The following is a 14,320-nucleotide window of genomic DNA, read 5'->3' on the forward strand; positions in this document are numbered from 1 at the left end:
TATGGAAATTCTACTCAAACTCCGACCCGCTATGTCCCTGGAAGACTTCATGGACAAGCAAAAGAAATCCCGCAAAATGGGCCTGGTCTATTTCCAGGTCCTGGAGGGAAGCTCCGGGCTGATCACCCGGGTGGTATCCGAGCGCACCGACAAAGTCTGGCTGCTGCGGATGATCAAGAAAGGGAAATTATTTATTCAAGAACACGAAAACATTGCTGAAACATCATGAACGTAACCGTAGATCTCAGTTTCCTGATCGCTGTCAAAGACATGCGCGAGGAACAACGCCGCTTCTTCGAGCTCACGAAAGAAGCGAAAGCCAAAAAGCTGCCCAAGCTCTGGTCCCTGCGAAAAAGCTGCCTGGACAGCTCCCGGCAAATGGAAGCCCTGGTGGACATCCGCCTGGAACAGTACCTAAACGGAAAGGAGGGGCACCGTGACTGACCTGTATTTTATCCAGTATTCCTACAAGGTATCACCTAAGAACAAGTACCACGAGTGGATCGATGCACGATTTCGAAAGCCTGGACCGGAGCCTTACCCGCAATCCCAGGAAGCTGCAAAAGGAGCTAATCGAAGAGATCAAATCCATTCGGGAAAGCACCTTCCCCCGCTGCAAGCCGGTGAATGTCCTTACCAAAACCTACATGCCCGAAGCAGGAATGCTGAAGGTAGAAGTATACGAACTGGGCCGACTGGTCATGATCCCGGTAAAGGAGGTGCGCAATGACTAAGTACGGAAACACCTACAACGGCTGCCTGGTCAATGCCTTCTTTTCACTCTTTTGCATCCTGCTGCTGCTGGGCACCTGCACCAGCTCCTGCACATCGGCCCGGATCAGGGCTCTGGTGCCAGCTGCAGAGGTGATCAGCCGGGACGGCGACCGGCTGCTGATCCAGTTTGAGGATGCGGCCGGGGCTCCGGGTCGCGCCTACGAATGGTTCCATTTTCCCGGCCTGGGACCGGTAGACTTCCGCTCCCTCGAGGCCGAGCTGATTATCAGAAAAAGGAGGAGCCATGACTGAGCAGGTAGCCTATACCCCCTCCTTTTTCTACGTGTACCTCTGGCTGTTTTGCCTGCTGGCCACCTGCGTGCTACTCTCCACCATCCTGTACCTGGTACGGGAGATCGCTCGCAACGATCCACCGGAAGGCATCGCCCCCGAAATCCGCGAAGGCTGGCTCTGGCATCAGATCCGCCGCCGCACCAAGTAACTATTCACCAAAACCCATCGAATCATGAACTTAGAATTTATTCCCCTAAAACAAGCAAAGCGTGGCAAGCCCACCATCCTGTTTTCCAAAACAGGGCTGATCAACCTATCCAAAACCGCTGCAGAAGAGCTGGGCCTTACCAAAGATACCCGCGTGGACCTGGCCCGTGATCCGGAGCGTCCGGAAGACTGGTACCTGATCAAGTACAGCAGTCGTCATTTTGGTATTCCCTTTAGAGTAAAAGACAAAGGTTTCTGTCTGAATGCCAGTTCCTGGACGCATGCTTTCCTCGAACAGTTTTCCGAAGAGGGAAAGTCGATCTCGGTACTCCTTGCGACCAAAGGCGAACTATTCAGCCACGGAGAGCGCAAGGGCTACGCATATGCGATTCTGACCAAATCCCTTAACCAGAAATAGCTATGCCGAAAATCAATAAAGTCTACACCCTGGAGGTAGGCGTTGAGCAGTTTCTCAACGCCTGCTCTCCCCTGGAGCTAAAGGAAATCGAACTGCTGATCCTTTCTCCCCGCTTCCAACACCGGATGAAAGAAACCGAAGCAGATCCCGGACCCGATCGGCCCCAATTCCCACCGGATCGGGTAGAAGGCAATATTCCCAGAATGCGCAATCCACCACCACCGCAAAAAAAACCATGAAAAACTACTTCACTATCTGCACCAACCGGGAGACCGCGGAACAGATCCGAAAGCAATGCGAATTTGACGAGAAGCACAGCCAGCGCACCTATCGGCTCGGCGATATCCAACACCACGAGGGATTCTCCCTGGTCAAAATCGAGCCCAAAGAGCACCTGATCACACCCAGCGATATCTTTTGGTTGGGCTTCTTCGCTTCCAACTGCAAAATCGACAAAAAAAATCTGTAACCTTGTACCTTTGGTTAATTGCTCTCAAATGCTAATTTCGGCAGCCCTTCCACAATCTCCACGGTCTGCATGCTCACATTAATAATGCTGAGAAGCAGATCCAGGATATAGCGTGGATTGCCGACTTCGTCTGACCAATCGTTGGGATCGTTTTTGATGCCGCTGGCTTTGTCGATTTTTACCTGGTAGCGTTCCATGATCCACTCAATAGCAGATTTCCCATTGACCACATAGTCATAAGCTTTCTCCGGGATGTTGGAAACGATAATCTTGCTATTGTAAAGGATGGTATCCTTTTGGCCTTTTTTGGGAAACCGCATTTTTTCCACCCTGAAAAAGCCTGAGCCATCTCCCGAAACTTCTACACCGTCATAAGGCGGTACATTTTCATAATTGATATGCAAGTCGGCCAATGCCCGGCCGGCTTTACTGAATTTCCAGAAATCCCGAACATCTTCCACAAGGGGAATACGGGGCAGCATCTTCTTTAAATCATTGGCAAAGGCATTGCGGTAATCCGGGCTGTGCAATATGCCATAGACATAGTAGAAAATATCTTCCTTGTCTACGTTTTTTCCATAGATCTTTTTTGCTCGCTCCAAAATAAAATCCGAAACACCATCCCTGCGGATATATTCACTTTCTCCTGTGGCATCAAATAAGCTGGGACTTTTCTTTTCCCGTTCTTCATAATAGTAAAGTGGGAAGCATTGATTATTGAATTGCACCTGATAATCCGTTGGAGAATTTGAAATAATGGTGGTAAAGTCTTTCGTACTACCAACGCCTGGTATAGAAATGATTACGTTTTCAGTATTTGGCTTTGGGAAATATATTCTATTTAACCCTGGGCTTTCAATCAAACTCTTTTCATAGTATAATTGCTGCTTACAAAAAGGACGGTAATAACCTTTCGTTATTGCGGTTTCGTTAAAAATATGTGTCTTGTTTTTTTCAAGGTCCTTCTTCAATGCCCTTGTCCAACTTATTTTAGTCGGGTCAGAATTAATAAAATCACCGATTTTTAAATCTGGCTTAACGATTCGCTGTGCTTCAAACTCATTACGCTGAGAATTATAGAAACTGATTAGATCGCTCACATTTTGAACCAATTGATTTCTTGAAAAGCCATAGACCCAAATATCTCTACTTGTCAATATTCCTGGACCTTGCACAACGAAGAACGACTGCCCCTTTAAATCAAACTTCTTTTCCGGAGCCATTGGAATGAAGGTATCAAACACATCATTTCGTTGATTGAGCCAATCACCATGTTCGTTCGGTTTGAGCGTTTTCCATTTCATTGTCCCATTGGCTACCGATTTGAATTTGTTCACAATTGCCAATTTTTCTTCCCGGCTCAGGTAGTCTCCAATGTCATGGTAATGAATAGTTGCTTTCCTTTCGACTCCGCTCAGGGCAAGCGGGTTTTTTACCAACAGTGTAATGGAAATGGGGGTTCGAGAACCACTGCCAAAAACGTTTCCTGATTCTTTCCGTCTTAATTCACCTTGTGTTCGAGCGTTCCCACGCGTATTAAACACCCAAATGCTGGAAAATTCGTTTTCTAAGGCTTTTCGGAAGCCGTCTGTGCTGTTTCCATCTAGCCAAGCTCCGTTGCTTACAAATGCAATAACGCCACCGTTTTTGGGGTCTAAACGGTCGGTGCTCCAACGAAATGCTTTTATGTAAGCATCATACAACGATTTATTCAATCCGGCAGAAGATAGCTTGGCATAGCTTTCAGCAATTCGTGCATCCAAATTTTCATACTTCTGGTTTTGCGCATTGTCGTTGGCAGACTTTTGTCCAATGGAATAAGGGGGATTGCCCATAATCACGCGCAACGGAGCTTTCTTTTGGCGTTCTACCCGTGCCGAGTTTTTTGGAAACATCTCGGAGAAAAGCTTTTGGCTTTCGTCTGTTTCACCCAATTGGAACGTGTCTGTCAAAACGATACCTTCAAAAGGTTCGTATTCCGATTCTTCGGCCAATTGGTCATGATAGGCATTTTCAATATTTACAGCGGCTATATAATACGCCAGTAGTACAATTTCATTCGCGTGCAATTCCTGTTGGTATTTGCGGGCTAGGTCTTTTTGATTTATCAATCCGCTTTGCAGCAATCGGGTAATAAAGGTTCCCGTTCCGGTAAAAGGGTCGAGTACATGAATGTTTTCATCGGAAATACTTCTATCAAATTCCTTCTTCAAAACATCATTTACCGAGTGGATAATGAAATCCACCACTTCCACAGGCGTATAAACTATGCCCAATTGCTCCACCATTTTCGGGAAAGCGGTTTTAAAAAACTTATCGTACAGTTCAATGATGATGCGCTGTTTGCCTTCGGCATTATCGATGCCCTCTGCCCGTTTGCGTACCGATTCGTAGAACTTTTGCAGGGTTTCAGATTCTTCAGCTACGGATTTCCCTTCTAAGGAATCCAACATTCTTTGCATGGCAGTGGAAACGGCATTGCTTTTTACAAAGGAATAGCCCTCAAACAAGGCTTCAAAAATCGGTTTGGTAATGATATGCTGGGCAAGCATATCAATGGCCTGTGGTTCTGAAATACTCGGATTGATATTTTTCTGCAATCCGGCCAGGAAATTATCAAAGGCTTTGCGTTGGTCGGTCTTTGTTTCAATCAGGTATTTGATACGCTCGATTTGGCGGTCGGCAATAATCGCCACATCTTTAGCCCACTGCTCCCAATACCTGCGGTCCCCCACTTTCTGGACCATGCGGGCAAAGACCACCGATTGCAATTGCTCAAATTGCAAGGCCATTTGCCGGTTGATGTCTTTCGAGGACGCTATGGATTCTTCGTCTTCATTCCACGCAAACGGATTTCCCTCTTCATCAAAGGAATATTCAGGCCGTCCGACCAGGATATTGTTGGGTTTCTTCTTGTTAAGTTCAAGCTTGTTTACCGTCGCATTGAATCGATCATCATGCGCGCGAAGTGCATTCAGCACGGTCCAAACCACCTTGTACCGTTCGTTGTCATCCAGTGCTTTGTCGGCTTCCACATCTGCAGGAACTACTACAGGAATGACAATGTACCCGTATTTTTTCCCGGGAGCCCTGCGCATCACGCGTCCAACCGATTGTACGACATCCACCTGGGAGTTTCTTGCAGAAAGAAACAATACAGAATCCAATCCGGGTACATCCACCCCTTCACTGAGCACCCGTACATTGGTAATGATGCGGCATTCATTAGCTTCGGTGTCTTCTTTAAGCCAGGCGAGCATTTGGTCCCGCTCCGGGGCGGCCATGGTACCATCCATGTGTTTGGAGGCTACGCTTACCATTTTTTCCTTTTTATCGGCAGGTAACGAACCTAAGTAGGCATCTGTGGCGGTATTGTAGGTAGCCGTGATTTTTTTAGAAGTGGCAATATTGGCACAGAAAGCAACTGCACGTTTCATAGGTTCCGGATCCGCTTCCCGGGTACTGCCATCATCACCCAAAAATTGTTTGCTGAGCGCATTGATGCAACCGATCAGTTTGGATGCGTCATCCGTGGTGATTTCCGTTTCCTTGTCGGCAATCATGCGCTGAACAGCAGGCGGGACATCCTTATCATTCAGTGTAAGGATCAGTACCTTATAATCAGTCAGCAAGCCCCTTTCTACGGCTTCACCAAACCCAATCCGATATATTTCTTCCCCATACAAGGCCGAATCATCCATGGAGCATAAAATGGCTTCTGCCTGGGCGGCTTTGCTTTTGGTATTGTCGTCGTAAAGCCGAGGGGTGGCGGTCATATACAAGCGTCTCTTTGCCTTGATAAAATCGGCATCATGTACCCTCGTAAATGCCGATTCATCTTCCCCTGCCAGGGATACCCCGGTAGTCCGGTGTGCCTCATCGCAAATGATAAGATCAAATTCAGGGAACCCGTTTTTAAGCAATACTTTCTGGGCTCGTGCAATCACTTCAATGGATTGGTAGGTAGAGAAAACAACGGTCATACCCGGTTTCCCCGATTGTCGTATTTGCTCAAATTGGTTTAGGATATAGCTGGAGTCGGTAGAGGCAGGAAATGCCAGGTCCACAACACTGAACGAATCCGAATCGTCCTTTCTGGTTCGTTGCCGGGTGATGTCAGGGTCTGAGCATATAGCGATAGGATTAATCGGTTCATTCGCGTCAGCACTCCACTCACGCAGCGTTTGTCCGAGTAGGGCGATAGAGGGAACAAGAAAGAGAATTAAACCTCTTCCGTCTGTTTCTTTTTCGGCAATTCGAAGCGCGTTGAAGGTCTTACCTGTACCACAGGCCATGATGAGTTTACCCCGGTCATGCGTTTTAAAATGCTCGTGTGCCTTTTCCAGCGCTTCCTTTTGATGCGGGCGAAGTGTTTTTTTGGGTGTCCGGGCAGCTTCCCCGTGTACTCCGCTTTCGAGTTTTTCCCAATCGACGGGTGATTCAACCAAATCAAATAAATTGATTCTGGCCACGGGAGGATTTTGGTTTCGAATGGCCTGTTCGGCGTTACTTCCCCACCTATTCGTGGTGGAAATCCAAAGCCGTTGAGCAAACCGGGTGGTCTGGAGCTGTTCATTTTTAAATTCCCGGCTGGATGTGGACAAAAAGCTGTCAACTGCAGGTTTGTCGATGATTGCGCTTTCCTGAAAACATTTACACTGAATCGCCCAATAATCACCTTCATGGGTCAGAGCAACCAGGTCAATCCCTGTATCCCCGCCACCGAGTTCGATCTTTCCTGGAAACTCATTCCACATCCACACATTTTTGAACTTGAAGGCATATTTCGGATCTGTTTTTAAATAGGCCTGCATCAACCGCTCAAATCGTTCGCCCTTGTCTCTTTCCGAAAAAGCAATTTTTCTGTATTTATCTAGTATTTTTTGGAAGGTCATTTTTCCGAGATACTTTATTATAAATTATCTTTAATAGATTTAATTAGGTCATCAAAATAACCATTTGATCTGCTTTCTAAATAGGATCTAATTCCATCTATCTCAATAATTTCTTTTGTAGTAGATGCTTCTTTGGCTAGCTCTTTCGAATAATCATGATGGTTTAAATCTGGTGTCAGCTTAAATATCTCTTCTACATCAAAACTATATTTATTATTTAAATCAACTATAACTTGTTTGTCTAAAAAAACTTCTTTTTCCGGAGGAAGTGATCCCGGAAAAGAGTATAACATCTTCGAATCGTCTTTTCCCACATCTGCGTCCCTTATTCCTATAGTGCGGATACCCATAGCATTCATTTGCTTCACCATTGTAGCTACAGCTAACTTATCTCCAATTGGTGCAATTTGAATCGACTTCAATTCTAAATCGGAGTTCGTACGGATTATTTCAGAAAGCAGAGATTTTGCAAAAACATCCTCGACACAAATTGATATAGCCTTCTCAAATCCATTAGCTAGTATCGAACGTGCACGGTATGCACTTATCCGGTTCAAGATTTTAACTCCATTTTTGTCTCGAATTAAAAATTTTCTGCCCTCAGGAGGAAGAGCTTCAAGCATTGTTGAACTATGGGTAGAAAAAATAATTTGATGACCCTTCCTACTAACCACGTCCATTAGATACTTGACAAATTGATATTGGGCATCTCCATGCAAAGACGTTTCAGGTTCCTCAAGGATAAAAAGACTATTATCAGGCTCATTTTCTAATAAATCAACGACGTATAGGAGTCGGCCCTCGCCAAAGCCCATGTTATTTTCAGAATATGAGTATCCATATCTAGAAACTACCCCAATTTCATTAGATTTTTCTTTGGCAGAAATACCTTGAAAGTAAATTTTATCGTAATACGAGTTTAAAATACGGGCAACTTTTTGTTTAATGGAATCATCTACTTCTCTGATTTTGGTTAGGACTAAATGCTTTGAATTATAGATACTGATTCCTCTCCTCTCAATTTTTGGGATGTATGCAGCAAAGCCTACATAAAAGGAATGTCTCTCAGGTTGTCTTTTATAGCCTGACCATTCAACATTTTTTCTCGCTATTGTTAGGGTTTGGCTTTGTTGCGTATTCGTTGCATAGTTGAAAATGATATTAGCACTATCTGTGAATGGAGTTGGGTCTAGATGAACAGATTTTGGAAAGAAGTCTTTAACATAATGGCGTTTATAAATTCTATCAGTTGCGGGCTTTCGATATCCACATGCCGCAATTTGTCCTATAGTACTTTTCCCCGAACCATTTGTACCGCTTATTGCGGTAATAGGAAATTCAATTTCAAAATCGAGTTTATCCATTCCCCTAAAGCCGTTTATACTAATTTTTTTGATAAATGCTCCAAAATTACCGTAGGCATTCTGTGGTTTAAATTTTGAAATGAGAGTCTTTCTTATGTCAGCCATATTTTTTTTCTAATATTACCCCGAGGGAACTGTTTTTCTATACCATAAAATGGTGGGTTATCATAGATATCGACCTAAGCAATATTGATTTTTAAAGTCTAATCAACAAAATCCCAAATATTATTATTTTCGACTTTAATCTAAAAATCGAAATAATCTTACATTTACCAAATGAATTGTGCCTTATTCTGCAATAAATAAGTATTTATTAAGAGAATAAAAGAAGAGATTTCTTATCAAGCTGTTACTAGATTCCCTTCCTCCTGTTTGTTTCCACGTGATAGAATCACTTTATCTTGTTGCTGGTTACATGCTTGTTTACCTACTCTTTTGTTCCCCATCCAATCGTACTCCTAAACCCTGTCTCTCCCGGCCAGTGCCCGCTCAGCTCCTGCTTGACTGCTGCTACTATTCAGCAGCTACACTGCCACAATACCGCTGCTGATCCGGGCCGGGAGGGACGCCGCTGCCTTTTCTTCCGCCCCTGGCCATTCCGGGCCGGCTCTTTACGCCTTCTTTCCTGCATCCATTAAATCATAAGTTACACGAAATTTTTGTAACTCTGTAACGAAGAAAGAAATTCTACGATAATACGCCTCAAAATGTATATAAATCAGCCGGTTACGTAAGTTACGAATCCCTATTTTTTTTCGTAGCGAAAGCAGCTCGGTTACAAACAGTTTTGTAACCACTCCCCTGCCCTGCTGGGGTTACAAAATCCGGAAGCCTCCGGCACAGTTCCGAATATCCGAAAAGTAACTTTTTAATAAGTTGATTTTTACGGGATTACCGGATGAAAAATACAAAGTTACAGAGTTACACGATTCTTGGGAATCATGGAAAAAGAGTTACAAAACTTTTTGAGGGGAAAAGTGTCCGAGTATACATTCTCACTATGCGATATAGTTGCGATGAATGTGCGAATTCATTAAATTGAAGAAAAAAACAACATGGATATTCAGTTGATCGTCACCAAAGACCTGCTCCGGGAATATTTCCGGTACCTCTTCCCCCTGGATGCCAGGGGCCGCTATCGTATCGACCGTAGCTCGGACCTGGGCAAAGCCATCTGCAGCTTTGTGCGCTATACGCATACCAAGCCGGAAGCGGATCCCCAGGCGCTGCGCCTGCTGCTGCCCAAATCGGACGGCCTCAAAAATGCCCCCAACTACTACCTGTATTTTTCCCGGGAAGACGGGCTCCGGATCAATGATCTGTTAGAAGTATTCTTTCATATCGACTTTGACCGCTTCTACCTGAAGGGCCGCAAGCTGGGCATGATGCAGAAGGATATCATCGAGTCCTTCATTGTGAGTCGAAAGCTGACCAACTTACTACAGGATAACGAGACCCTGAAGAAAAGGGAATACCGGGAAGGGCTGCGCCTGCTGCAGGTACGTTGCCGCAGCCTGTGCAAAAAGGCCTATTATCGGCACGAGAAAATCGAATCGGGCATGCAAAACATCCTGGTAAATTGACCCAAAAACTATTTCGTAAAATCGGGGAAATCAGGGAAAAAACCACGAACCGCCAATGATCCGCTCCATCAACCATATCTGCCGCGTACGCTACGCCTCCCTTTCGGAAGTTACGCGCCTGGTCTACAGCCCCAGCGGGGGCCTGGCAGTGACGGCGGCCTGGCAGGAGCTGCCGATCAGCAAGCCGCCCAGCCTGACCATTGCCGAGGAGTACAGCAAAGCCGGGCGCAGCTTTACGGCTACCTTTCGCGCCTGGATTCAGGAGCGGCGCCTGGTGCAGGATCCGGTGATCGTGCGCCTGGACTTTAACGACGGACAGCCGCCCATCCTTATCGGCTCGGTGGACCATCCGGTCCGCTTTATAGAAGACCACAGCCTGACGCAAAAGAACATACAGTTTACGCACCGGTTCTGGGCCTATCCCTTTCGGATCGTGGATTGGACAGGCACGGGCATCTTTTCACCGCAGTTTACACCACCATTTACCTAGCCATGACAGCGTTTAGTGATAGTCAATTAGTAGCCAAAGCCAATGCGATCGGCAGCAAAACGGAGGAAAACAGCATCGATCCACAGCTGATCGCGGCCATGTTTAACGACATCATCCTCAATAAATGGAACAAAGACTCCCCGCTGCCCAAAGGGGATAAAGGCGACAAAGGGGATACGGGCGATCCCGGCCCATCCGCCTACCAGGCCTGGCTGGACCTGGGCAATAGCGGTACCGAACAGGACTTTATCAATAGCCTGAAAGGAGACAAAGGGGATCAGGGAGATGCCGGGGATGACGGCCTATCCGCTTATCAGGTATGGCTTAATGAAGGAAATTCTGGATCGGAGGCGGACTTTCTCCTGGATATTAAAGGAGACAATGGGGATCAGGGAGATGCTGGTGATGACGGATTATCTGCCTATCAGGTTTGGCTTAATGCGGGAAACACTGGATCGGAATCGGACTTTCTCCTGGATATTAAAGGAGACAAAGGGGAAAAGGGAGATGCAGGTGATGACGGACTATCTGCATATCAGGTTTGGCTTAATGCGGGAAACACCGGATCGGAATCCGACTTTCTTCTGGACATAAAAGGAGACAAAGGTGATCAGGGCAATGCCGGCGATGAGGGACTATCTGCTTACCAGGTCTGGCTCAATGAAGGAAATTCTGGATCGGAACAAGATTTCATTGATAGCCTTCAAGGATCTCCGGACACCCCGGCGGAGATCGTCACCAAGCTTAGCTCCATCACGGAGGAAGCGGAGAAACTCCCCAACACGGCTATCCAGGGATCGGGCATTAATGGCAATCAACTGGGCGTAAATGCCCAGACCGGGGCCTTGTACGTCAAGACGGACGAGGAACCCACGGAGAACTCGGCCAAGTTCATCAGCAGCGGGGATCACTTTGCCTACGAGCAGGCCAATCCCAGGGGCGGAGCACTGACTCCGGGCTTTCTTACCACCTTGGCAGCGACGGCGGATACCTTTAATGGAAGTATCCGCCGGATCGTCGGGCGAAACGGGGTATTCTATGCCTGCAATTCCAATGTGGGTAATGACCGACTGCACGTCAGCCTGGACGGTCGGGTATTTTTCTTGGGTGGCGATACCAGCTCTCTGAGCTATTATGCCCTGGACGTGGCACCGCATGGAACGATCATTCTAGGCGGCCGCGGCGGGGGTCCGGATAATGTCCGGCGCTCCACCAACGGGGGCGGCAGCTTCGATACGATCACGCTGCCAGCCAGCATCGAGATCACGGGGATCGTCTACATAGCAGCGGGCCGCTGGGCCTTGTGCGCGCGTACCGGTGATGGCTCGGGCAACGTCGCCGCCTGGTCGGAAGACGATGGGGCGAGCTGGACCATGGCTACCACGGACGGGACGAATGCCATGGAAGACATCGCCGCCGCGAATGGACTGGTGTTTATGGTGTCAAATAACGGCACCAACCGATTCCAACTAAGCACAGACGGGGCAGAAACGTTCACGGCGAAACCGGTTAGCCCGAATGAATTTTTCACCCGATGTTGTTTTTTTAACAATCACCTGGTCTTGATGCGATCCGGTACCGGATTGAAGCCGCATATCGTGGTTTCCGGTGACCAGGGAGATACCTGGGAAGGGCGGCTGGATGCGGATGCCTCTGGCAACGACCTGAAGGGAATGGCGGTGATCGGCGACTGGCTGTACCTGTTTGGCGCCTCCGGATACATCATCCGTACCAAAGACCTAAGCACCAAGGATCTGATCCCCGCACCCACGGCCAATACCATCGTGGCCATGGGCTGGACGTACATAGACGGCAAAGCTGTGATCATGGCTGCCTGCGAAAACGGCACCAATAACCGAATCCTGAGCACGAACGCGTAACCATGGACGAATACTACGTCAATCCTTCTTCCGGTAACGATACCTTTACAGGCTCCAAGGCGCAGCCCTTTGCTACGATAGCAAAGGCCATCCTGGAAGCCAGTCCGGGGGATACCATCTACCTGGCGCGAGGCTATACCTACAGTGCCCTGCACATCAGCGGCAAAGACGGTAGCGCGGGCAGCCCTTATACCTGGGCGGCTTACGGCATCGGAACGGATCCGATCATCTCGGCCTTTGTAGATCCGGCCGGCTCCTGGACGGACGAGGGAGGCAATATCTGGTCGTATCAAAACGGCTTGTTTGACCAGGTAAATGTCTTAGCCGTAGCCCGGACCAATCAGCCCCTGGCTCGCTGGCCCAAATCGGAAGTAGCCGAATACTATCCCATCGATGCCGCTTCGGGAAATGCCTCCATTACGGACAATACAAACCTGGCAGCCGCCCCGAATTTTGTGGGAGGCGAGCTGGTCAGTAAGAAACGCAAGTGGACCATCGACCGCGCCACCATCACGGGGCAGACCAGCTCCACTCTATCGGTGGCCGGATTTGATAGCAACTACGTAGTGGGCAACGGCTATTTTGTGCAAAACCACATCAACTGCCTGACGGCCCAGGGCGACTGGTGCTACGAAGCCGGTACGGATACGGTGTACTTCTACAGTACCACGGATCCAAATTCCCTGGACATCGCCATCAGCCTGGATGAGCATGCGCTGCACCTGGAGAGTTCGGAGTACCATGCCTTTCACAACCTGATCTTTGAGGGAGGTTCGAGGCACAATATCTTTCTCGAGTTTTCGCATCATGCCAGCTTTACCGGTTGCGTTTCCCGCCTGGCGGGGATCGATGGACTCAAAACCTTCGTCTCCGAAAATGTCAGCTGGATCGATGGCTACATGTACGATACGAACAACCACGGCGTAAATAACCGCGATGCCAGCGAGGGACTGACGGTGACCGGTAGCAGTTTTGTTCGTATTGCGTCCATCCCAGGATTGGGACAGAGCGGATCCGGGCAGCAAAACGGCGTGCATATCAACAATACCGAACACAACGCCCTGATCGATGGCAATTTCTTTTTCCAGGTCGGCAATAACGGGGTATCCTATCGGGGCAATAACTGCTACGTAGCCCGCAACTATGCGGAGAAATGTGGCTGGACGGTCAGCGATGCAGCGGCCTTTTACTCCTTTGGGAATTTTGCCAACCCGGATACCAACGTCATTTGTGAATTCAACATCGCCTACGACTGCCGGGGCAATATCGACGGCATCGGCGGTACGCCCAGGTACGATACCTGCGGATTCTACACCGATGACAACTGCCGTTGGCACATTACCCGGTACAACATCGCCAGGAAGTGCGGGTATGGCTACTACATCCACAACAATGACGGGGTGGTGTACCGGTACAATATTGCCGAGGATTGCGACGTGCTATTCCGTTTTGCAGACGATACCACCCAGGGCGTCAGCACCACCCGGCGGATTCGGAATATAGACGTGCAGTTCAATACCCTGAAAGCACTTCCGGGGCAGCTCGTGTACGAGGCGCGGGTGCTCGGCGTGTTTGCCGGAGATGCACCCTTTGACTTCGGCACGATCGACAATAACCAAATCGACGCTGCCGATGCGAACCCCATCAATGCACACCTGACCAATAACTTTGACAATATGATCAACCTGGCCGCCTGGCGTACAGACTACGGCTTTGATCCAAACAGCACGACCGATCCCTACGATCCCTCGGACACGGTGTTCTTTGTGAACGATACCGCTGTTCCCAAGGCCTTCTCACTGGATGGGGTGTACGAAGACTGGGACCAGGTGGAGAACGCCACCGGGGAGGTCATCCTGGATCCCAGCGAATCGGTGCTGCTCTTCCGCGTGGGCGACTTCCCGGGGCCGGGCTATCCGGTGAATTACGTACGGGGCTTTCGCTTTGTGGAAACCGCTCCGTAGCAGGGTCGGGGCTATTCAATAATTCTCATTTATTTCGGCTAG

General features: G+C 48.2%; 14 protein-coding genes. 12 read left to right on the plus strand and 2 right to left on the minus strand.

Annotation, left to right across the window (positions count from 1 at the left end; translation table 11 throughout):
- Nucleotide 1 precedes the first annotated feature (1 nt).
- The 8 genes from ABWH99_RS23750 (at nucleotide 2) to ABWH99_RS23785 (ending at nucleotide 2,102) form a co-directional block, all read left to right on the plus strand.
- Nucleotides 2–229, plus strand: a complete 228-nt coding sequence (locus ABWH99_RS23750; RefSeq protein WP_375584250.1) for a hypothetical protein — start codon at nucleotides 2–4, stop codon at nucleotides 227–229.
- Nucleotides 226–444 carry a hypothetical protein gene (locus tag ABWH99_RS23755; protein ID WP_375584251.1) on the plus strand — a complete coding sequence of 73 codons (219 nt, stop codon included), beginning with the start codon at nucleotides 226–228 and terminating at the stop codon, nucleotides 442–444. Before ABWH99_RS23750 ends, ABWH99_RS23755 begins: the two co-directional genes overlap by 4 nt.
- A 62-nt stretch (nucleotides 445–506) precedes the next feature.
- Nucleotides 507–734 (plus strand): hypothetical protein, encoded by a 228-nt coding sequence (locus ABWH99_RS23760; RefSeq protein WP_375584252.1) that lies wholly within the window; start codon nucleotides 507–509, stop codon nucleotides 732–734.
- Nucleotides 727–1,026 (plus strand): hypothetical protein, encoded by a 300-nt coding sequence (locus ABWH99_RS23765; RefSeq protein ID WP_375584253.1) that lies wholly within the window; start codon nucleotides 727–729, stop codon nucleotides 1,024–1,026. Before ABWH99_RS23760 ends, ABWH99_RS23765 begins: the two co-directional genes overlap by 8 nt.
- Complete coding sequence (locus ABWH99_RS23770) at nucleotides 1,019–1,216, plus strand: hypothetical protein (RefSeq protein WP_375584254.1); 198 nt, start codon at nucleotides 1,019–1,021, stop codon at nucleotides 1,214–1,216. The genes ABWH99_RS23765 and ABWH99_RS23770 overlap by 8 nt, the downstream gene beginning before the upstream one ends.
- A 24-nt stretch (nucleotides 1,217–1,240) precedes the next feature.
- Nucleotides 1,241–1,633 carry a hypothetical protein gene (locus ABWH99_RS23775; protein WP_375584255.1) on the plus strand — a complete coding sequence of 131 codons (393 nt, stop codon included), beginning with the start codon at nucleotides 1,241–1,243 and terminating at the stop codon, nucleotides 1,631–1,633.
- Between the two features lie 2 nt (nucleotides 1,634–1,635).
- Nucleotides 1,636–1,872: a hypothetical protein gene (locus tag ABWH99_RS23780; RefSeq protein ID WP_375584256.1), complete on the plus strand. Its 237-nt coding sequence runs from the start codon at nucleotides 1,636–1,638 to the stop codon at nucleotides 1,870–1,872.
- On the plus strand, nucleotides 1,869–2,102 hold the full coding sequence (locus ABWH99_RS23785; RefSeq protein ID WP_375584257.1) for a hypothetical protein: 234 nt from the start codon (nucleotides 1,869–1,871) through the stop codon (nucleotides 2,100–2,102). Before ABWH99_RS23780 ends, ABWH99_RS23785 begins: the two co-directional genes overlap by 4 nt.
- A 14-nt stretch (nucleotides 2,103–2,116) precedes the next feature.
- Here ABWH99_RS23785 and ABWH99_RS23790 read toward each other — a convergent pair whose 3' ends face one another.
- Together ABWH99_RS23790 and ABWH99_RS23795 are read right to left on the minus strand one after the other, a co-directional pair.
- Nucleotides 2,117–6,997, minus strand: coding sequence for a DEAD/DEAH box helicase (locus ABWH99_RS23790; protein ID WP_375584258.1), 4,881 nt, complete (start codon nucleotides 6,995–6,997; stop codon nucleotides 2,117–2,119).
- Between the two features lie 17 nt (nucleotides 6,998–7,014).
- Nucleotides 7,015–8,466 carry an ATP-dependent endonuclease gene (locus ABWH99_RS23795; protein WP_375584259.1) on the minus strand — a complete coding sequence of 484 codons (1,452 nt, stop codon included), beginning with the start codon at nucleotides 8,464–8,466 and terminating at the stop codon, nucleotides 7,015–7,017.
- A gap of 950 nt (nucleotides 8,467–9,416) precedes the next feature.
- On the opposite strand from ABWH99_RS23795, the gene ABWH99_RS23800 reads away from it, so the two are divergent.
- The 4 genes from ABWH99_RS23800 to ABWH99_RS23815 are packed head-to-tail and all read left to right on the plus strand — an operon-like array spanning nucleotide 9,417 to nucleotide 14,278.
- Nucleotides 9,417–9,944, plus strand: a complete 528-nt coding sequence (locus tag ABWH99_RS23800) for a hypothetical protein (RefSeq protein WP_375584260.1) — start codon at nucleotides 9,417–9,419, stop codon at nucleotides 9,942–9,944.
- Between the two features lie 55 nt (nucleotides 9,945–9,999).
- A complete protein-coding gene (locus tag ABWH99_RS23805; protein ID WP_375584261.1) occupies nucleotides 10,000–10,434 on the plus strand; it encodes a hypothetical protein in 435 nt (144 codons plus the stop codon).
- 2 nt (nucleotides 10,435–10,436) lie between these two features.
- Entirely contained in the window at nucleotides 10,437–12,314 is a 1,878-nt protein-coding gene (locus ABWH99_RS23810) for a hypothetical protein (RefSeq protein ID WP_375584262.1), read from the plus strand.
- A gap of 2 nt (nucleotides 12,315–12,316) precedes the next feature.
- A complete protein-coding gene (locus tag ABWH99_RS23815; protein ID WP_375584263.1) occupies nucleotides 12,317–14,278 on the plus strand; it encodes a DUF1565 domain-containing protein in 1,962 nt (653 codons plus the stop codon).
- The last annotated feature ends 42 nt before the right edge of the window (nucleotides 14,279–14,320 follow it).

It is taken from the genome of Cyclobacterium xiamenense, from assembly GCF_042140265.1.
GTDB classification, from domain to species: domain Bacteria; phylum Bacteroidota; class Bacteroidia; order Cytophagales; family Cyclobacteriaceae; genus Cyclobacterium; species Cyclobacterium xiamenense_A.

Excerpts from the sequence above, each read along its gene's own strand:
- ABWH99_RS23750 (WP_375584250.1), top strand. The coding sequence starts at position 2 with ATGGAAATTCTACTCAAACTCCGACCCGCTATGTCCCTGGAAGACTTC.
- ABWH99_RS23755 (WP_375584251.1), top strand. The coding sequence starts at position 226 with ATGAACGTAACCGTAGATCTCAGTTTCCTGATCGCTGTCAAAGACATG.
- ABWH99_RS23760 (WP_375584252.1), top strand. The coding sequence starts at position 507 with ATGCACGATTTCGAAAGCCTGGACCGGAGCCTTACCCGCAATCCCAGG.
- ABWH99_RS23765 (WP_375584253.1), top strand. The coding sequence starts at position 727 with ATGACTAAGTACGGAAACACCTACAACGGCTGCCTGGTCAATGCCTTC.
- ABWH99_RS23770 (WP_375584254.1), top strand. The coding sequence starts at position 1,019 with ATGACTGAGCAGGTAGCCTATACCCCCTCCTTTTTCTACGTGTACCTC.
- ABWH99_RS23775 (WP_375584255.1), top strand. The coding sequence starts at position 1,241 with ATGAACTTAGAATTTATTCCCCTAAAACAAGCAAAGCGTGGCAAGCCC.
- ABWH99_RS23780 (WP_375584256.1), top strand. The coding sequence starts at position 1,636 with ATGCCGAAAATCAATAAAGTCTACACCCTGGAGGTAGGCGTTGAGCAG.
- ABWH99_RS23785 (WP_375584257.1), top strand. The coding sequence starts at position 1,869 with ATGAAAAACTACTTCACTATCTGCACCAACCGGGAGACCGCGGAACAG.
- ABWH99_RS23790 (WP_375584258.1), bottom strand. The coding sequence starts at position 6,997 with ATGACCTTCCAAAAAATACTAGATAAATACAGAAAAATTGCTTTTTCG.
- ABWH99_RS23795 (WP_375584259.1), bottom strand. The coding sequence starts at position 8,466 with ATGGCTGACATAAGAAAGACTCTCATTTCAAAATTTAAACCACAGAAT.
- ABWH99_RS23800 (WP_375584260.1), top strand. The coding sequence starts at position 9,417 with ATGGATATTCAGTTGATCGTCACCAAAGACCTGCTCCGGGAATATTTC.
- ABWH99_RS23805 (WP_375584261.1), top strand. The coding sequence starts at position 10,000 with ATGATCCGCTCCATCAACCATATCTGCCGCGTACGCTACGCCTCCCTT.
- ABWH99_RS23810 (WP_375584262.1), top strand. The coding sequence starts at position 10,437 with ATGACAGCGTTTAGTGATAGTCAATTAGTAGCCAAAGCCAATGCGATC.
- ABWH99_RS23815 (WP_375584263.1), top strand. The coding sequence starts at position 12,317 with ATGGACGAATACTACGTCAATCCTTCTTCCGGTAACGATACCTTTACA.